A 17,872-nucleotide genomic window follows, 5' to 3' on the forward strand; every position below is an offset into this window, starting at 1 on the left:
GGCGCTGCCTTTCATGAACCCGGCCCACATCCAACACTACGAACCGACCGGAGTATCCCGCTTGTGAACATCGGCATCGTCAACGACCTCCCGCTTGCCGTCGAGGCGATGCGCCGTGCGCTCGCGCGCCGGCCCGAGCATCGCGTGCTGTGGGTCGCGACCGACGGCGCGCAGGCCGTCGAACTGTGCGCCGCGCAACCGCCCGACGTCGTGCTGATGGACCTGATCATGCCGAAGTTCGACGGCGTCGAGGCGACGCGGCGGATCATGCGTTCCAGCCGCCCGTGCGCGATCCTGATCGTGACGAGCTGCATCGGCGCGAACGCGTGGCGCGTGTTCGAAGCGATGGGCGCCGGCGCGCTCGATGCGGTCGACACGCCGCGCCTCGGCGAAGCCACGGGCGGCGACACCGCGCAGCTGCTGCTCGCGAAGATCGACCAGATCGGCCGGCTGCTCGAGGCGCCCGGCGGTGTCCGCGCGGCCGGCACGGCCTCGCGCGCGAGCGGCGGCCCGCTGATCGCGATCGGCGCGTCCGCCGGCGGCCCTGGCGCGCTCGCGTCGATCCTCGGCAGCCTGCCGGCCGACTTCAGCGCGCCGATCGTGATCGTCCAGCACGTCGACCGCGCATTCGCCGAAGGAATGGCGCAATGGCTCGACGGCCAGACGCCGCTGACCGTGCGCGTCGCGCACGAAGGCGACCGCCCTCAGCCGGGCGTCGCGCTGCTCGCGGCGACCGACGATCACCTGCGCATCACGCGCACCGGCACGCTCGAATACACGCGCGAACCGGCCGCCACGCCGTACCGGCCGTCGGTCGACGTGTTCTTCAACAGCCTGACCGAGCGCTGGCCGGGCCGCGTGATCGGCGTGCTGCTCACTGGCATGGGACGCGACGGCGCGATCGGCCTGAAGGCACTGCGAATGAAGGGCTGTCACACGATCGCGCAGGACGAGGCGACCAGCGCCGTCTACGGCATGCCGAAGGCGGCCGCGACGCTCGGCGCCGCGCGCGCGATCCTGCCGCTCGAGCGCATCGCGGGCGAGCTGGTGGCACTCGCGCGGATCTGATCCCGATGAAACCCTGTCACACCCATCGCTGCCCTGGCGCAACCCTGCATCAATCATGACTAGCGACTTCACCCGCGCGCCCGGCGGCCTGCATGCGGCGTTCGACGCCGCGCACGCGACACCCTCGCCGCATGCCGACGCCCCCGCGATGGTCCTGCTGGTCGACGACCAGACGATCGTCGCGGAAGCCGTCCGGCGCGCGCTCGTCGACGAGGACGGCATCGACTTCCACTACTGCCCGCGCTCGGACGACGCGCTGGCGACCGCGATCGAGACGCGGCCGACCGTGATCCTGCAGGATCTCGTGATGCCCGGCACCGACGGGCTGAGCCTCGTGAAGGCGTACCGCGCGAATCCGGCGACGCGCGACGTGCCGATCATCGTGCTGTCGACGCAGGAAGAGCCGGTGATCAAGAGCGCCGCGTTCGCGGCCGGCGCGAACGACTACCTCGTGAAACTGCCAGACCGCATCGAGCTGATCGCGCGGATCCGCTATCACTCGCGCTCGTACATGAACCTGCTTCAGCGAGACGAGGCCTATCGCGCGCTGCGGCAATCGCAGCAGCAACTGCTGGAGGCCAATCTCGAGCTGCGGCGCCTCACGCATTCGGACGGCCTCACCGGGCTGTCGAACCGCCGCTATCTCGACGAATATCTGGCCGCCGAATGGCGGCGCGGCACGCGCGAGCGCAGCGAGCTGTCGCTGCTGATGATCGACGTCGACAACTTCAAGCTGTACAACGACACGTACGGCCACGTGTCGGGTGACGGCGTGCTCAAACAGGTCGCGACCACCATCGAACGCTGTCTCGGGCAGTCCGGCGATCTCGCCGCGCGTTTCGGCGGCGAGGAGTTCGCGGTCGTGATGCCGGCCACGTCGCCGGGCGCCGCGCGGCTGCTCGGCGAGAAGATCCGCCTCGCGGTCGAGTCGCTGCGGCTCGAGCACGCGCACTCGTCGACGGGACGCCACGTGACGATCAGCATCGGCGGCGCGAGTATCGTGCCGGCCGCCAGCCTGCCGACGACGTCGCTGATCGAGGCGGCCGATCGCGCGCTGTACCGCGCGAAGCACGACGGCAAGAATCGCGTCGAGGTCGATGCGCCGCCCGCACCGCCGGCTCCCGCTGCCCCACCGGACGGCGGCGGCTTCGCGTGAACCCCTAGACGGCGACGAGCCGGCGTGCGTAGTCGGCCGGATCGAGCGGCCTGCCGAACAGGTACCCCTGCTGCATGTCGCAGCCGATCTGCTGCAGGAACCACGACTGCGCCTCGGTCTCGACGCCTTCGGCCGTGACCTTCATCCCGAGCGAATGCGCCATCGCGACGACGGCCTGCGTGATCGCGACGGAGTCGCGATGATCGGGCACGCCCGACACGAACGAACGGTCGACCTTCAGGTTGTGCAGCGGAAAACGCTTCAGGTACGCAAGCGACGAATAACCGGTGCCGAAGTCGTCGACCGAGATCCGCACGTTCATGTCCGTGAGCGCCTCGAGCATCGGCAGCACCGTGTCCGTGTCGTTCATCAGCAGTCCTTCGGTAATCTCCAGTTCGAGCGCGCCCGGATCGAGCCGCGTCTGTTCGAGGCAGCGGTCGACCGATTCGACCAGCCCATCGTGGAACTGCCGCGGCGACAGGTTGACCGCCAGCATCAGGTCGGGTGCGATCGTGCGGCGCCATTCGGCGGCCTGCCGGCAGGCCGTTTCGAGCACCCACTGGCCGATCGCGACGATGAGCCCGCTATCTTCCGCGACCGGGATGAATTCCGCAGGCGACATCGGCCCGAGCTCCGGGCTCGTCCAGCGCAGCAGCGCTTCGGCACCGACCGTGCGGCCGCTGCGCGCATCGACGACCGGCTGGTAGACCAGCCGCAGCGCATCCGAGGCGATCGCGCGCCGCAGCGACTGCTCGATCGCGAAGCGTCGCTGCAGGCGCAGGTTCAACTGCGCGGTGAAGAACGTGAAGTGGTTGCGGCCGCGCTGCTTCGCGTCGTACATCGCGGAATCGGCGTTGCGCATCAGCGTGGCCGCATCGTCGCCGTCGCGCGGCGCGACGCTGATCCCGATCGACACGCCGAGCCAATACTCGTTGTTCGCGATCGCGAACGGCTTCGCGATCGTGTCGATCACCTCGCGCGCGAGCACGGCGAGCGCGTCGGGATCGTCGCAATCGTCGACGAGGATCACGAACTCGTCGCCGCCGACGCGCGTGAGCGAATGGCGCCCGCCCCCGCAGGCCGCGAGACGCGCCGCGACGCTGCGCAGCAGCGTGTCGCCGGCGTCGTGCCCGGCCGTGTCGTTGACCTTCTTGAAGCCGACGAGATCGATGAACAGGATCGCGACACGCGCGGACCCTGCCGCCGCATCGCGCGCGCCGAACAGCTCGCGCATCCGGTCGGAGAGCCAGCGCCGGTTGTAGAGGCCCGTCAGCGCGTCGCGCGTCGCCAGATAGCGCAGTTGCTGCTGCGCTTCGCGCACGGGGCCGATGTCGTGAAACGACACGAGCACCGATTCGGGCTCAGTCTCGCCCGGCTTCACGATCGGCACCGCGTTGCCGCGCACCCAGATGACGTCGCCGTCTGCGAGCCCGAAGCCGACCGTGTAGTCGAGCTGCGGCATGGCCGTGGTGAACGCGCGCCGGCTCGGCCAGTCGTCGGGCGCGACCGGCGTGCCGTCCTCGTACAGCTTGTACAGGATCACCGTCGACAGGCGGCGGCCGACGAGGTCGCCCTTCACGCGCATCATCCGGTTCGCGCTCGGATTGCTCGCGACCACCACGCCGTCGGGCGACACGACGAGAATCCCTTCGTTCAGGCTGTTGACGACCAGGCGGTGATGTTCCTCGCTGCGCACGAGCTGCCGCGCGATCGAGTCCTGATGCACCGCGAGGCCGACGCTGTTGCCGATATCGCGCAACAGGTCGGTTTCCGCGTCGGTGGGCCGCCGCGGCGTGCGGTGATAGACGGCGAACGCGCCGAGCACGGTGCCCGAGTCGTCCAGAAACGGCACCGACCAGCACGCACGCAGGCCGAGCGGCAACGCGAGCGAACGAAAGTCGGCCCACAACGGATCGGTTTCGATGTCTTCGACGGCGATCATCCGCCGCTCGTACATCGCCGTGCCGCACGAGCCCGCGGCGGGCCCGATCGATGCCCCGTCGATCGCCGCGCTGTACTGCGCGGGAAGCGACGGCGCGGCGCCGACGTGCACGTGCACGCCGTCCGTGTCGAGCAGCAGGATCGTGCACGAGGCGCCGTCGCCGAGCAGTGCCTCGGCGCGCCGGCATACTTCGACGAGCAGTTCCGGCAGCGGTGTGTTGCGCGTGATCAGCCTCAGCACGCTCTGCTCGGATGCGAGCACTTCCGCCGCGAGGCCGAGGCTGTACCGAGAACTTTGCGGTTCGGTATTCAAGCTGAATCCTGCCGTCAGTTCAACCGGGTCTGATGCGCCCGATTCGTGAGCGATGCTTCGTGCCGTTTTCCGCGCCGGGCTTAGCGACCCCGGTGCGTCCCCATTCCGGCGCGCCCCTGATGCGCACCAAAATACATTTAACACCAATCCGTGCAGCCCTGCGCGTCCCTGCGCATCAGGGCTAACGCGCGGTCGCGGCCGGCCTGCCGCCGGAATCCGTTTCGTCTGATGGTTGCGCCGCCGTCAGTCCTTGCGGATATGTTCGGCGAGGAAGTCGATCAGCAACCGCACGCGCGGCAGGAGCCCGCGCCGGGACGGAAACACCGCGTGAATCACGCCGCCCTTCGGCGCCCACCCCGGCAGCACGTCGATCAGCGTGCCGTCGCGCAGGGCGTCCTCGACGACCATGCACGGCAGCTGCACGATGCCGACGCCGTGCATCGCCGCGTCGCGCAACGCGTGCATGTCGTCGGAGATGTAGCGCGGGTGATGGCGCAGTTGCGCCTGCTCGCCGTTCGGCCCGATCAGTTGCCACACATGATGCCGCGGCGGCCCCCAATCGAGGCTCGGTTCGCCGGCCAGCTCGGCCGGTTCGGTCGGCACGGTGCGCCCGTTCAGCCACTTCGGCGCGGCTACCAGCCGCTGCGGGCTGTCGGCGAGGATCCGCATCACGAGGTCGCTGTCCTCCAGCGGCGGGAAACGCACGCGCAGCGCCAGGTCGAAGCCTTCGCTCAGCAGGTCGACGCGGCGGTTCGTCGCTTCGAGATGCACGTGCACCGCCGGATGGATCGCCATGAAGCGCGCGATGAGCTCGCTCACGCGATATTCGAGCAGCGCGGTCGGGCAGCTCACCCGGACGATCCCGCGCGGCTCCGCGTGCCGGCGCTCGATCACCTCGCGCGCCGCGTCGGCTTCGACCAGCACCGCGAGGCAGCGCTCGTAGAATTCGCGGCCGGTTTCCGTGACCGTGAAATGACGCGTCGTCCGCTGCAGCAGCCGCACGTCGTATTGCGCTTCCAGCGCGGCGATGCGCCGGCTCAGCGTCGACTTCGGGACATTCAGCACGCGCCCCGCCTGCGTGAATCCGCCGTGCTCGACCACCTTCACGAAATAGTAGAGGTCGTTCAGGTCATCCATGATTGTTCCACTCATAGAACACTGACGGCATTTTAAGGGGCTGGAAACCCGTTTGTTGCGCGAATAGCATCTTTATTCGATGGCCAAGCCGGCAGCATTCGCCCGCCGTGCAACCGCATCGGACGTCTGCGACGGCACGGGCGTACCGCCGCGACGACGATCCCGACGCCACAGCGGCACTCCCCCGAGCCGTCGGGATTTCTCCCACTTCCTGCTCTGTCTCTGGAGGCAACCATGGCAAGCGAACCGATTCGCGATCCCGCGAACGACCACCTGCTCACCCCGCAGAACGCGGCGTTCATCGTCATCGATTACCAGCCGGTCCAGGTGAACTCCATCGCGTCGATGGATCGCCAGCTGCTGATCAACAACATCGTCGGCGCATCGAAGGCCGCGGTCGCGTACAACCTGCCGATCGTCCACTCGACCGTCAACGTGAAGACCGGCCTGAACAAGCCGCCGATCCCGCAGTTGCGCGCCGCGCTCGAAGGCTACCCGACCTACGACCGCACCAGCATCAACTCGTGGGAAGACGTCGAGTTCCGCAAGGCCGTCGAGGCCACCGGCCGCAAGAAACTGATCATGACCGCGCTGTGGACCGAGGCATGCCTGACCTTCCCGGCACTCGACGCGCTGAAGGCCGGCTATGAAGTCTATGTGGTCGTCGACGCGGTCGGCGGCACGTCGGTCGCCGCGCACGAAGCCGCGCTGCGTCGCATCGAGCAGGCCGGCGGCCAGATGATCAGCGTCGCGCAGCTGTTCTGCGAGCTGCAGCGCGACTGGGCGCGCAGTGAAACCGTTCCCGCGTTCATGAAACTGTTCATCGAAACCGGCGGCACCGCGGGCATCCAGTTCGCGTACGACAAGAGCTGATTCCGGCGCGGACCCGATACGCGTCGCGGCCGCAAGCGCGCGCTGCGTGACTTGACCCGCCCGAGCCGGTCGGCCCGGGCGGGTAGCTCGCTGACGGGGAAGCCGTCTCCAGCGCGGCCCCGAGATCCGCGTCTGACGCCGTGCCCGCCCTCCCAGGCACCTTCGATGCCGCACCGCGCGCTTCACTCGCGACGACACGGCCAGCCGCGTTCGCGGATACGTGCTTCAATGTCGTTCGAACCGGCGTCGCGCGTTGCCACCCCGCCGCGCACCGCCTCCCCCGACCGACCTGCACGGAATCCCATGACGAACCCTGCCGACATCAAGGCGCTCGTTTTCGACGTGTTCGGAACGATCGTCGACTGGAGAAACGGCGTCGCGCGCGAAGCTGCCACGTTCCTGGCGCGCCATGCGCCGGATCGCGATCCGTTCGAATTCGCCGATACATGGCGCCGCGAATATTCGCCGTCGATGGAGGAAATCCGCAGCGGGCGCAGGCGCTACGTGCGGCTCGACGTACTGCATCGCGAGAACCTCGTGCGCACGCTCGACCGCTACGGGATCGACGGCGTGCCCGACGCGGAGATCGACGCGCTCAACCTCGCGTGGCACCGGCTCGATCCATGGCCCGATTCCGTCGCCGCGCTGCAGCGGCTGAAACAGCGCTACATGATCGCGCCGCTGTCGAACGGCAACATCCGGCTGATGGTCGACGTCGCGAAACACGGCGGCCTGCCGTGGGACGCGATTCTCGGCGCCGAAGTCGCGCACGCGTACAAGCCGTCGCCGAAGGTCTATACGGAAGCGGTCGAGATTCTCGGCGTCGCGCCGGCCGAGCTGTGCCTGGTCGCCGCGCACAACGGCGATCTGGCCGCCGCGCGGCAACTGGGGCTCGCGACCGCGTTCGTGCTGCGGCCGACCGAACACGGGCCGAACCAGACGACGGATCTGAAAGCCGACGGCGCGTGGGATTTCGACGTCAAGGACCTGCACGAACTCGCGGACCGGCTCGGTTGTCCGGGTTGACGCACGGCCACGTGCCCGGATGGCGTTCGCGACGTGAACGTGCAAGCGTCACCGCGGCCCGGTCAAGTTCGTCGTCGTAGCTGATCGACACGGGACGGTTGGCCCGTGACGCACCGCCGCGCTCAATCCCCGACGAATCGCAATTGCTCCGACTCTCCCATCAGCAATGCCCGATTCGCGTCCGCCGCCGCGCGCAGGTAATCCCACAGCGCCGTCACGCGGCGCAGCTTGCGCAGGTCCTCGCGACACGTCAGCCAGAAGCACCGCGTGACCACCACGTCGTCCGGCAGCACCGGCACCAGCGCCGGCTGCGTGGCCGCCATGAAGCACGGCAGGATCGCGAGCGCGCCGCCCTGCAACGCCGCGAACACCTGCGCGATCACGCTCGTCGTGCGCAATCCGGCGGTCGCGCCGGGCACCGCGCGCTCCAGGTACAGCAGCTCGCTGCTGAACGCGAGATCGTCGACGTAGCTGATGAACGCATGGTGCGCGAGATCGTCGGTGCAGGTAATCGACGCGTGGTTCGCCAGATAGTCGCGCGTCGCATAGAGCCGCAACTGGTAGTCGCACAGCTTCGTGACCACGTAAGGCCCGCGCTCGGGCCGCTCGAGCGTGATCGCCAGGTCGGCCTCGCGCTTCGGCAGGTTGACGAAATGCGGGACCGGCAGCAGATCGACCGTCACGTGCGGGTGCTCGACGCGAAACCGCGCAAGCTGCGGCGCAAGGAAAAAGCAGCCGAACCCTTCGGTCGACCCGATCCGCACGTGGCCCGACAGCGCCTCGCCGGTATTCGCGACCTGGTCGCACGCGGACTGCACGGTCGTCTCCATCGCATCCGCATACGCGACGAGCCGCTGCCCCTCGGCCGTCAGCGTGAAGCCACCGGAGCGTGACTTGTCGAACAGCAGCGTGCCCATTGCGGCCTCGAGCGCGCGAATGCGCCGCGCGACGGTCGTGTAGTCGACGCCGAGACGCTTCGCCGCCCCGCTCGCGCGCTGCGTGCGGGCGACTTCGAGGAAGAAGCGCAGGTCGTCCCAGTTCAGGTTGCCGGAAACCGGCTCGGTGGCGTGTCGCATCTGCGGGAAAAAGGGCAGGAATTTCCGGGCCGGCCGTCGATATGCATAAATGCACATCCAACCGGTTTTCTTGTCGGTACATTGTGGATCTGCGCATAACTATACTCGACCGTGACCTGCGGACCATGAGCCGCGGGCAAAAAATACGGAGACACCATGCAGACACGATCCACCCTCGATGAGCATGCAGCCGTCGCGACGCCGGCCCCCGCCCGCACCGCGAGGCACTACCTGCTGGCCGGCTGGGCCAGCATGGCCGGCACCACGATCGAGTGGTACGACTTCTTCCTCTACGGCACCGCCGCCGCGCTGGTGTTCAACCGCATCTTCTTCCCGTCGCTGGACCCCGTCGTCGGCACGCTCGCCGCGTTCGGCACGTTCGCGGTCGGCTTCATCGGGCGGCCGATGGGCGGCATCGTATTCGGCCACTTCGGCGACCGCATCGGCCGCAAGTCGATGCTCATGATCACGCTGCTGCTGATGGGCGTGCCGAGCATGATCATCGGGCTGATCCCGTCGTACGACCGCATCGGCTACTGGGCCGCCGCCTTGCTGATCGCGATGCGCTTCCTGCAGGGGATGGCGGTCGGCGGCGAATGGGGCGGCGCGGTGCTGATGGCCGTCGAACACGCGCCGAAGGGTCGCAAGGGGCTGTTCGGCAGCCTGCCGCAAACGGGCGTCGGACTCGGGCTGATCCTCTCGTCGGTCGCGATGGCCGCGGTGGCCGCGCTGCCGGAAGCCGACATGCTGTCGTGGGGCTGGCGCGTGCCGTTCCTCGCGAGCATCGCGCTCGTCGGCCTCGGCTGGTTCATCCGCGCGAAGGTGCCCGAGTCGCCGGACTTCGAGAAGATGCAGCGCCAGGGCAAGGCCGAGAAGTCGCCGGTGACGGCCGCGCTGCGTCGCCATCCGCGCGAGGTGCTGACGATCGTCGGCGCGCGCGCCGCCGAGAACACGTGGTTCTACATGGTCGTCACGTTCGCGCTCGCCTATGCAACGCAGCAGTTGCATCTGCCGAAGGCCGAAATGCTGCACGCGATCACGGCCGGCGCGGCGCTGTCGCTCGTCACGATGCCGCTGTGCGGGCATCTCAGCGACCGCATCGGCCAGCGCCGGATGTTCGCGATCGGCCTCGTGCTGATGTGCGCGTTCGCGGCACCGTTCTTCATGATGCTCGGCACGCAGCAGACGTCGTACGCATGGTGGGCGATCGTGCTCGGCCTCGGCGTCGTGTTCCCGATTCTTTATGCACCGGAGTCGCTGCTGTTCGCGCAGCAGTTCCCCGCGGAGATCCGCTACAGCGGCATCTCGCTGTCGGTGCAGCTCGCCGGCGTGATCGGGGGCGGCTTCGCGCCGATGATCGCGACGTCGCTGCTCAAGGCCGGCGGCGGCCAGCCGCACTACGTGATCGCGTACCTCGTCGGCTTCGGTGTGTTCGCGCTCGTGTGTACCGCGCTGATGCGGCCGGCACGTCCCTGACGCATCGACATACGCCGGCCCGTCTTTACCCGGTTTCCATTCGACTTGCCGTTCGTCGTGGCTGCACGCGCGACGGACGCAAGCCACCTCTTTTTCGTCGCACCATCGTTTTCCGGAGAGTTCCATGAACGCCGCAGTTCCCCAGACCACCCTCGCCCTGCCCACCGCCAAGCTGCTGATCGACGGCGCGTTCGTCGATTCGCAAAGCGCCGAATGGGGCGACATCGTCAACCCCGCGACGCAGGAAGTGATCGGCCGCGTGCCGTACGCGACGCTCGACGAGGTCGATGCCGCGATCGCGTCCGCGCAGCGCGCTTTCCAGACCTGGAAGACGACGCCGATCGGCGCGCGGCTGCGCATCATGCTGAAGTTCCAGGATCTGGTGCGCCGCAATCTCGAACGGATCGCGCACACGCTGACGGCCGAGCAGGGCAAGACGCTGCCCGATGCGCAGGGCGACATCTTCCGCGGCCTCGAAGTGGTCGAGCACGCATGCTCGATCGGCACGCTGCAGCAAGGCGAATTCGCGGAGAACGTCGCGGGCGGCGTCGATACCTACACGCTGCGCCAGCCGATCGGCGTGTGCGCGGGCATTACGCCGTTCAACTTCCCCGGCATGATCCCGCTGTGGATGTTCCCGATGGCGATCGTGTGCGGCAACACGTTCGTGCTGAAGCCGTCCGAACAGGATCCGCTGTCGACGATGCAGCTCGTCGAGCTCGCGATCGAGGCCGGCGTGCCGCAAGGTGTACTGAACGTCGTGCACGGCGGCAAGACGGTGGTCGATCGCCTCTGCACGCACCCGGACATCAAGGCGATCTCGTTCGTCGGCTCGACGCGCGTCGGCACGCACGTGTACAACCTCGGCAGCCAGCACGGCAAGCGCGTGCAGTCGATGATGGGCGCGAAGAACCACGCGGTCGTGTTGCCGGATGCGCATCGCGAGCAGTCGATCAACGCGCTGGTCGGCGCGGGCTTCGGCGCGGCCGGCCAGCGCTGCATGGCGACGTCGGTCGTCGTGCTGGTCGGCCGCGCGCGCGACTGGCTGCCCGATCTGGTCGAGAAGGCGAAGGCGCTGAAGGTCAACGCTGGCGCCGAAGCCGGCACGGACGTCGGCCCGGTCGTGTCGAAGGCGGCGAAGGCGCGCGTCCTGTCGCTGATCGACGCGGGCGTGAAGGAAGGCGCGACGCTGCTGCTCGACGGCCGCGACGTGAAGGTGCCCGGCTACGAGCAAGGCAACTTCGTCGGCCCGACGATCTTCTCGGGCGTGACGACCGACATGTCGATCTACACGGAAGAAATCTTCGGGCCGGTGGTGGTCGTGATGGAAGTCGACACGCTCGACGAAGCGATCGCGCTCGTGAACCGCAACCCGATGGGCAACGGCGTCGGCCTCTTCACGCAGAGCGGCGCGGCCGCGCGCAAGTTCCAGAGCGAGATCGACGTCGGCCAGGTCGGCATCAACATCCCGATCCCGGTGCCGGTCCCCTACTTCAGCTTCACCGGCTCGCGCGGCTCGAAGCTCGGCGATCTCGGCCCGTACGGCAAGCAGGTCGTGCAGTTCTATACGCAGACGAAGACGGTCACCGCGCGCTGGTTCGACGACGACGCGACGGCCGGCGGCGTGAACACGACGATCGCGCTGCGCTGATTGCGAAGCATGGGACCGGACTAGGCGCTGAAGCGCCAAGTCCGGTCGACACTGGAGCCTGTACATGGAAATTGCATTCATCGGACTCGGCAACATGGGCGGCCCCATGGCCGCCAACCTGCTCAAGGCCGGACACGCCCTGACGGTGTTCGACCTCGACGCGAACGCAGTCGACGCCGCGACGCGCGCGGGCGCGACGGCGGCCGCGTCGCCGCGTGAGGCGGCCGCCCGCGCGTCGCTGGTGATCACGATGCTGCCGGCCGCGCAGCACGTGCGCGCGGTTTATCTCGGCGACGACGGCGTCCTGGCCGGCGCGCGCGCCGGCGCAACGTTCGTCGACTGCAGCACGATCGACCCGGGCACCGTGCGCGCAGTGGCCGACGCCGCCGCGCAACGCGACTTCCCGCTCGCCGATGCGCCAGTGTCGGGCGGCACCGGCGGCGCGCAAGCCGGCACGCTGACCTTCATGGTCGGCGCGGAAGGCGCGCTGTTCGAGCGCATCCGCCCGGTACTGCTCGACATGGGAAAGAACGTCGTGCACTGCGGCGGCACCGGCACCGGGCAGATCGCGAAGATCTGCAACAACCTGCTGCTCGGGATCTCGATGATGGGCGTGTCGGAATCGATGGCGCTCGGCGCCGCGCTCGGCATCGATCCGGCCGTGCTGGCCGGCATCATCAACACGTCGACCGGCCGCTGCTGGAGCTCGGACGCATATAACCCTTACCCGGGCGTGAACGACGCGGCGCCCGCCGCGCGCGGCTACTCGGGCGGTTTCGCCGCGAACCTGATGCTGAAGGATCTCGGGCTCGCGACCGAAGCCGCGCGCAGCGCACGGCAGCCGGTGTGGATGGGCGCGCTCGCGCAGCAGCTTTATCAGTCGATGAGCCAGCAGGGGCTCGGCACGCTCGACTTCTCCGCTTGCGTGAAGCTGTACGAAGCGCACCCCGCGTAACGCGGCCGACGGACGTGCGCCGACCCGCGATGCCCATCAACGGCATCGCGGGTCGATTCACTTCCGGAGCAGCGCAGGCACGCAGGCCGCGGCCGCACGGGCGACGCAGCGTTTATCCGCGCGGGTTCGACGCCGTCTCGAAGGTCGGATGGCACTCGAACGCGAGTTCCGAGCGCGCGTCGACGCGGCGGCCGCCGGTCACGGACTCCTGCTTCAGGCTCGCGCGCATGCCGCGCTGCGTGCAATAGTTGGTCGCTTCGTTGACGGCTTTTTCATGGGCGTCGGCCCACGTCGTCGACACGCCGAGCGTGCGCGTCGTCACGGTGAAGACGTTCGGGTTCGACGTCGTGGTCACGTCGGAAGCGGTCGAACACGCGGCGAGCAAGCATGCAGCGGCCGCGATGGTCAACCCTCGCAGGGATCGAAAAGGTACAGGGATGGACATGGGAGGCAAGCGCACGTCGATTCGACGGCATTGAGCAACATAGGCGACAGTATGCCTGCCCGATTGCCGGAGATCATGCCCTTTTCGGTGAACACATTGTTTCGAATGGTTAAACGATAGGTGATCCAGGCAAGATTTACGGGCGGCGTCGCGCCTGGCGTTGCCCCGTGAGTCGCTTTTCCCGGCCGCCGTGCGCCTTCTTCACGTGCGCCGGTTAGTGCGAGCGCGCCTGCCGGATTCTCGCCGAGGCCTCCTCCAGGTTTTGCCACGCCGGTTGACCGGGCGCGTAGCGCGCGCGGATATATGCGGCGAGCTCGGCCATCTGCCGGTCGTCGAACGCGTCGCGGAAGCCCGGCATGTAGCCGAGCGCGTCGGTGGCCGGATGGTCGATCCCGTCGTGCAGCACACGCAGCAGGTTGTCGGGCGCCGCCTGGCTGACGCTCGTGTTGAGCCCCATCAGCGGACGCACGCCCAAATGCCCGACCCCGCCCGATTCCGCGTGACACACCGCGCACGCGGCATCGAACGCACGCCGGCCGCTCTCGAGGCCGAGCGTCGCGACGGCTTCCGCACCGTGCGCACGGCGGGTCGCCGCGTCGGCCGCCATGGCCGCATCGACGGGCGGTGACAGCGACGTCAGATAATGCGCGATCGCCCGAACGTCCGATTCGGGCAGCGCCGCGAGCCCCGCGACGACCGGCGCCATCGGCCCGGCCGCGACGCCGTGCTGGGCGGAGAAACCAGTGCGGAGGTAGTCGAACAGCGCGCCTTCGGTCCACGGCACCGGCGACGCAGGCGACGCGATGAGCGGCGGCGCGACCCATCCCTCGGCCTCGCCGCCGGCCAGGTACGCGCGCCCGCCCTGTTCCGCGCCGAGCGCGTTGCGCGGCGTGTGGCACGCGCCGCAGTGCCCGGCGCCGTCGACCAGATACTTGCCGCGATTCCACGTCGCGGAGCGCGCCGGGTCCGGTGCGAACGGCCGCGCATCGTGAAACAACCAGTTCCATCCGGCGACGAGGCGCCGCTGGTCGAGCGGGAACGGCAGCTTCGTCTTCGGCGGTGCATGCGTCACCGGCGGCTGCGACATCAGATAGGCATAGAGCGCGAGCAGGTCGGGCTCGCTCAGCTTCGCGAACGCGGTGTACGGAAATGCCGGATACAGATGCGATCCGTCGCGGCCGATGCCTTCGCGCATCGCACGCGCGAACGCCGGATACGACCATGCGCCGATACCGGTTTCCAGATCGGGCGTGATGTTGGTCGTGTAGATCGTGCCGAACGGCGTGTCGAGCGCGAGACCACCCGCGTTGGGCGCCCCGCCGGGCGCGGTATGACAGACCGCGCAATCGCCGGCGAGCGCAATCAGGCGGCCGCGTTCGAGCGTCGCCGCGCTCCACATCGCGCCGTCCGCACCGCCCGTCGCAATCGGCGCAATCGGCGCCGGGCCCGGCAGGATCGCGCACGCGAGCCCGATCAGCCCGCCGACCACCCCGCCCGCGCCGCCACCGGCCAGCCAGCGGCGCCAGCGCGATGACGCACGACGCGGCGTGCCGGAATGGCTCTCACCTGAATCGACCGGCACCGGCCGGGCCAGCGCCTCGCGAATGCGCGCCGCATCGAACGGCGGCGCGCGAAAACGCACGCCCGTCGCGTCATGCAGCGCGTTCGCGATCGCAGCCGCCGCCGGCGCAGCGGCCTGCTCGATCCGTTGCGCATCGTATGCCGACAGCGACCGGATGCGATCCGCGCCCGGTGCGGCGTCGTCGAACGCGACGAGTTCATGCGCGATCGCATCCGGCGCGACATCGCCGCCGGTCTCGTCATGCGCCGGCCGTGCGGACAGCCGCGCGCCCATCACGCGCGAAATCGCCGCCTCGATCTGCCATGCGGGCACGCCCGCCATCGACGCCTGCCCGGGTTCGCCCGCGCCCTGCCCGGCGACGACGCGGCGCACCGCGACGTCGCCCGTCGCGCGATCGACGTCGAGATCGACGACCCACGCGGACCAGTGGGGAGCGTTGTCACCGCCCGCATCGGCTTGCGGGTTTTCGTCCGCGGACAACGCATCGGACGCACCCGCACCGTCGAACGCGAAGCCGCGTCCGCTCAAGCGGTCAGGCATGCGCGCCGTCGCCGGTTCGCCCCACGCGGCGCGTTCGCTGACCATCCGGATAATCTCGCGCGGCCCTGCATCGCGCGACGCATCGAGATGCTGCAGACGCAATGCGACCGGATCGCGCTTCAGCGCACCGGCCAGCTCGTCGACGAACGATTCGCGCGCGAATGCGTGCGCGTGGCCGGGAATCGTGTGGTGGGTGTCGGCCATCTCGATCGACGTCTGCGCATGTCGATAGACGAACGGCGACGATGGCGTCGACGCCCCGCCCTCCGCCGTCGCGCGCCGCGCGTCCGCCACCGTGCCGGCCTGCGCGCGATAGCGCCACGTCGTCATCCTGCCGTCGGCGGCGGTCCGTGTTTCGACATCGAACGACGCCTGCGCGCGCGCATCGCCGATCGGCCACTCGTAACGCGCTCGATGCATGCGCGCCGCGTCGTCCGCACGCCGCGCCGAACCGGCCGCCACTTCATCGCATCGCACATCGCCTGCATCGGTTTCGGGCTGCGCGAGCACGCTCGGGTCATGCTTCATCGCCGTCGTCCCGCAGATAGCGCGCGGCCCGATGCACCGCGCGGATGATCTCCAGGTGCGTGCCGCAGCGGCAAAGATTGAAGCGCAGCGCATCGCGGATCGCTGCATCGTCCGGCGACGGATTGCGGTCGAGCAACGCTTTCGTGCTCATGATCATCCCGTTGAGGCAATAGCCGCACTGTGCGGCCTGCTCGTCGATGAAGGCGCGCTGGATCGGATGCGGCGCCTCGCGCGCACCGAGCCCTTCGAGCGTCGTCACGTCGCGCCCGTGCGCGGCGGCGGCCGGCACGACGCACGCGCGTGTGGCCTGCCCGTCGACCAGCACCGTGCACGCGCCGCACTGCCCGAATCCGCAGCCGTACTTCGGGCCGTTGAGCGCGCAGTCGTTGCGCAGGATCAGCAGCAGCGGCGCGTCGGGCGCGGCTGCGTCGAACATGTGCGGCATGCCGTTCACGCGAAAAGCGAGCGGCCGCGACGGGGAAGCGGGATGGGACATGAATGGGTCCGGAATGGGGGCGCGGGCCGGAAGACCGGTGGGCCGATGCCTGGGGCCGGCGGCGGGCACGGCCGCCGGCTCGCGATGGCCGGCGTCGCGCACAGCGCTCAGGTATAACACGCCGAAATGCGCGCGTATCGCCGCATCGATCGACGATACGGCGGCGTGGCATCCGGCTCGGACACGGCGCGTGTCAGGCGACGGCCGCCACGTTGCCACGCGACGGCGACGGCGACACGAGCGGCACGTCGAACACGTCGTAGCCGAACACCCACGACGGATCCTCGTTCGTGCGCAGCCACGTGTTGTTGTGCGACACGAGCTGCACCTTCGACGCGCGTGCCGCGCGATTCGCCTCGTACAGCGCGAACGCGCCTGCGTGATCGCCGATGCCGACTTCGTCGAGACAGCGCGCGAGCATCGCCGCATCCTCGATCGCCATCGCCGCGCCCTGCGCCATGTGCGGCTTCATCGGATGACACGCATCGCCGAGCAGCACGAGACGGCCTCGGCTCCACAACGGAAGCGGGTCGCGTTCGAGCAGCGGCCACTTGGTGATCGACGGCGACACGTCGATCAGATGCTGGATGTCGGCATGGAAACCCGCGAACGCTTCGCGCATTTCATCGCGGCTGCTGTCGACCATCGACACGCCTTCCGGCCACTCGGCCTGCGGCACGCCCGTCACGTAGTAGTACTCGTCGCGCTTCTCGGTCACGTAGTAGACCATCATGTGACGATCCTCCGACCACCACTTCACGCACATGTCGTACGGCTTGTTGCCGAGCAGCGATGCCGGGAACACCGCGCGATGCGCAACGTAGCCTGTATAGCGCGGCGGTTCCGCGCCAAGCAGATGCTCGCGGATCCGCGAATTCACGCCGTCCGCGCCAATGACGATGTCGGCCGTCTCGACGCTGCCGTCGGTGAATGTCAGGCGCACCGCGTCGCCGGTGTCCTCCACCGACGCGAGCCGCTTGCCGAAGCGGATCGTGCCGGGCGTCACCGCCTGCGTCATCAACGCATGGAAATCGCCGCGATGCACGGTCAGGTAGCTCGCGCCATAGGTCGTGCGCGCGTAGTCGCCGAGCGGAATTTTCGACAGCACGTCGGCCGTCCGCCAGTCGCGGCTGTACCAGCAATCCGGATGGGAACCCATCTTCTCCAGCGCGTCCTCGCAGCCGATGCGCCGCATGATCTTCATCACGTTCGGGCCGAGATGAATGCCCGCGCCGAGGCGCGAGAACGCCGGCGCCTGCTCGTAAAGCGCGACATCGTAGCCGCGGCGCTGCAGCAGCGCCGCGGCGGCCGTGCCGCCGAGACCGGCGCCGATGATTGCGATACGGGGTTTGCTCATGCGGATCTCCTGATCGTGAGCCCGTCGCCGAACGCGGTACGAGAACGGGCGGATTGAATGGCGTGTATGTAGCGTACACACTCAATTTATTCAGGACAAGCGGATTGTTTTTGGCAATCCAGTTATTCGGGAAAACACCAATAAATTCACGAATTCATACACTCATCAACGATGACGGCCGGACGGAAATCTTTTTGATCCATTGTCATTTTCAAATGTACACACTAGACTTTGCTCGAAACCAGGCGATCT

General features: G+C 68.4%; 14 protein-coding genes. 7 read left to right on the forward strand and 7 right to left on the reverse strand.

Annotation, left to right across the window (positions count from 1 at the left end; translation table 11 throughout):
* Positions 1-63: 63 nt before the first annotated feature.
* Together ACT2FV_RS06330 and ACT2FV_RS06335 are read left to right on the forward strand one after the other, a co-directional pair.
* Positions 64-1,068 (forward strand): chemotaxis response regulator protein-glutamate methylesterase, encoded by a 1,005-nt coding sequence (locus tag ACT2FV_RS06330; RefSeq protein ID WP_124628337.1) that lies wholly within the window; start codon positions 64-66, stop codon positions 1,066-1,068.
* 55 nt (positions 1,069-1,123) lie between these two features.
* Complete coding sequence (locus tag ACT2FV_RS06335; protein ID WP_444503477.1) at positions 1,124-2,224, forward strand: diguanylate cyclase; 1,101 nt, start codon at positions 1,124-1,126, stop codon at positions 2,222-2,224.
* A gap of 4 nt (positions 2,225-2,228) precedes the next feature.
* On the opposite strand, the gene ACT2FV_RS06340 is transcribed toward ACT2FV_RS06335, so the two are convergent.
* Positions 2,229-4,478: a putative bifunctional diguanylate cyclase/phosphodiesterase gene (locus ACT2FV_RS06340; protein WP_444503478.1), complete on the reverse strand. Its 2,250-nt coding sequence runs from the start codon at positions 4,476-4,478 to the stop codon at positions 2,229-2,231.
* Positions 4,479-4,721: 243 nt separating this feature from the next.
* Positions 4,722-5,615 (reverse strand): LysR substrate-binding domain-containing protein, encoded by an 894-nt coding sequence (locus ACT2FV_RS06345; RefSeq protein WP_444503479.1) that lies wholly within the window; start codon positions 5,613-5,615, stop codon positions 4,722-4,724.
* A 234-nt stretch (positions 5,616-5,849) separates the two neighbouring features.
* On the opposite strand from ACT2FV_RS06345, the gene ACT2FV_RS06350 reads away from it, so the two are divergent.
* Both ACT2FV_RS06350 and ACT2FV_RS06355 read left to right on the forward strand, forming a co-directional pair.
* Positions 5,850-6,488, forward strand: a complete 639-nt coding sequence (locus tag ACT2FV_RS06350) for a hydrolase (RefSeq protein WP_059679170.1) — start codon at positions 5,850-5,852, stop codon at positions 6,486-6,488.
* Positions 6,489-6,791: 303 nt separating this feature from the next.
* Entirely contained in the window at positions 6,792-7,514 is a 723-nt protein-coding gene (locus tag ACT2FV_RS06355; protein ID WP_059598787.1) for a haloacid dehalogenase type II, read from the forward strand.
* A gap of 122 nt (positions 7,515-7,636) precedes the next feature.
* On the opposite strand, the gene ACT2FV_RS06360 is transcribed toward ACT2FV_RS06355, so the two are convergent.
* Entirely contained in the window at positions 7,637-8,590 is a 954-nt protein-coding gene (locus ACT2FV_RS06360) for a LysR family transcriptional regulator (protein WP_444503480.1), read from the reverse strand.
* A gap of 156 nt (positions 8,591-8,746) precedes the next feature.
* Between ACT2FV_RS06360 and ACT2FV_RS06365 the strand changes: the two genes are divergently transcribed.
* From ACT2FV_RS06365 to mmsB, 3 genes are all read left to right on the forward strand, one after another.
* The gene (locus tag ACT2FV_RS06365; protein ID WP_226114933.1) at positions 8,747-10,066 is read left to right on the forward strand and encodes an MFS transporter; all 1,320 of its coding nucleotides are present in this window, start codon (positions 8,747-8,749) and stop codon (positions 10,064-10,066) included.
* Positions 10,067-10,190: 124 nt separating this feature from the next.
* Positions 10,191-11,717 (forward strand): CoA-acylating methylmalonate-semialdehyde dehydrogenase, encoded by a 1,527-nt coding sequence (locus tag ACT2FV_RS06370; protein WP_124628348.1) that lies wholly within the window; start codon positions 10,191-10,193, stop codon positions 11,715-11,717.
* Between the two features lie 64 nt (positions 11,718-11,781).
* Positions 11,782-12,672 (forward strand): 3-hydroxyisobutyrate dehydrogenase, encoded by an 891-nt coding sequence (gene mmsB, locus ACT2FV_RS06375; RefSeq protein WP_174919881.1) that lies wholly within the window; start codon positions 11,782-11,784, stop codon positions 12,670-12,672.
* A 112-nt stretch (positions 12,673-12,784) separates the two neighbouring features.
* On the opposite strand, the gene ACT2FV_RS06380 is transcribed toward mmsB, so the two are convergent.
* The 4 genes from ACT2FV_RS06380 to ACT2FV_RS06395 all read right to left on the reverse strand — a co-directional run bounded on the left by ACT2FV_RS06380 (position 12,785) and on the right by ACT2FV_RS06395 (position 17,620).
* The gene (locus ACT2FV_RS06380) at positions 12,785-13,117 is read right to left on the reverse strand and encodes a hypothetical protein (protein WP_059524879.1); all 333 of its coding nucleotides are present in this window, start codon (positions 13,115-13,117) and stop codon (positions 12,785-12,787) included.
* Positions 13,118-13,331: 214 nt separating this feature from the next.
* Positions 13,332-15,767 carry a c-type cytochrome gene (locus tag ACT2FV_RS06385; protein WP_444503481.1) on the reverse strand — a complete coding sequence of 812 codons (2,436 nt, stop codon included), beginning with the start codon at positions 15,765-15,767 and terminating at the stop codon, positions 13,332-13,334.
* A complete protein-coding gene (locus ACT2FV_RS06390) occupies positions 15,757-16,263 on the reverse strand; it encodes a (2Fe-2S)-binding protein (RefSeq protein WP_151051331.1) in 507 nt (168 codons plus the stop codon). The genes ACT2FV_RS06385 and ACT2FV_RS06390 overlap by 11 nt, the downstream gene beginning before the upstream one ends.
* A 193-nt stretch (positions 16,264-16,456) precedes the next feature.
* Positions 16,457-17,620, reverse strand: coding sequence for an FAD-dependent monooxygenase (locus ACT2FV_RS06395; RefSeq protein ID WP_151051329.1), 1,164 nt, complete (start codon positions 17,618-17,620; stop codon positions 16,457-16,459).
* Positions 17,621-17,872 lie beyond the last annotated feature (252 nt).

The sequence above is a fragment of the Burkholderia sp. PR2 genome, assembly GCF_052372875.1.
GTDB classification, from domain to species: Bacteria; Pseudomonadota; Gammaproteobacteria; order Burkholderiales; family Burkholderiaceae; genus Burkholderia; species Burkholderia diffusa.

Excerpts from the sequence above, each read along its gene's own strand:
- ACT2FV_RS06390 (WP_151051331.1), bottom strand. The coding sequence starts at position 16,263 with ATGTCCCATCCCGCTTCCCCGTCGCGGCCGCTCGCTTTTCGCGTGAAC.
- ACT2FV_RS06385 (WP_444503481.1), bottom strand. The coding sequence starts at position 15,767 with ATGAAGCATGACCCGAGCGTGCTCGCGCAGCCCGAAACCGATGCAGGC.
- ACT2FV_RS06395 (WP_151051329.1), bottom strand. The coding sequence starts at position 17,620 with ATGAGCAAACCCCGTATCGCAATCATCGGCGCCGGTCTCGGCGGCACG.
- ACT2FV_RS06350 (WP_059679170.1), top strand. The coding sequence starts at position 5,850 with ATGGCAAGCGAACCGATTCGCGATCCCGCGAACGACCACCTGCTCACC.
- ACT2FV_RS06370 (WP_124628348.1), top strand. The coding sequence starts at position 10,191 with ATGAACGCCGCAGTTCCCCAGACCACCCTCGCCCTGCCCACCGCCAAG.
- mmsB (WP_174919881.1), top strand. The coding sequence starts at position 11,782 with ATGGAAATTGCATTCATCGGACTCGGCAACATGGGCGGCCCCATGGCC.
- ACT2FV_RS06380 (WP_059524879.1), bottom strand. The coding sequence starts at position 13,117 with ATGTCCATCCCTGTACCTTTTCGATCCCTGCGAGGGTTGACCATCGCG.
- ACT2FV_RS06335 (WP_444503477.1), top strand. The coding sequence starts at position 1,124 with ATGACTAGCGACTTCACCCGCGCGCCCGGCGGCCTGCATGCGGCGTTC.
- ACT2FV_RS06345 (WP_444503479.1), bottom strand. The coding sequence starts at position 5,615 with ATGGATGACCTGAACGACCTCTACTATTTCGTGAAGGTGGTCGAGCAC.
- ACT2FV_RS06365 (WP_226114933.1), top strand. The coding sequence starts at position 8,747 with ATGCAGACACGATCCACCCTCGATGAGCATGCAGCCGTCGCGACGCCG.
- ACT2FV_RS06360 (WP_444503480.1), bottom strand. The coding sequence starts at position 8,590 with ATGCGACACGCCACCGAGCCGGTTTCCGGCAACCTGAACTGGGACGAC.
- ACT2FV_RS06355 (WP_059598787.1), top strand. The coding sequence starts at position 6,792 with ATGACGAACCCTGCCGACATCAAGGCGCTCGTTTTCGACGTGTTCGGA.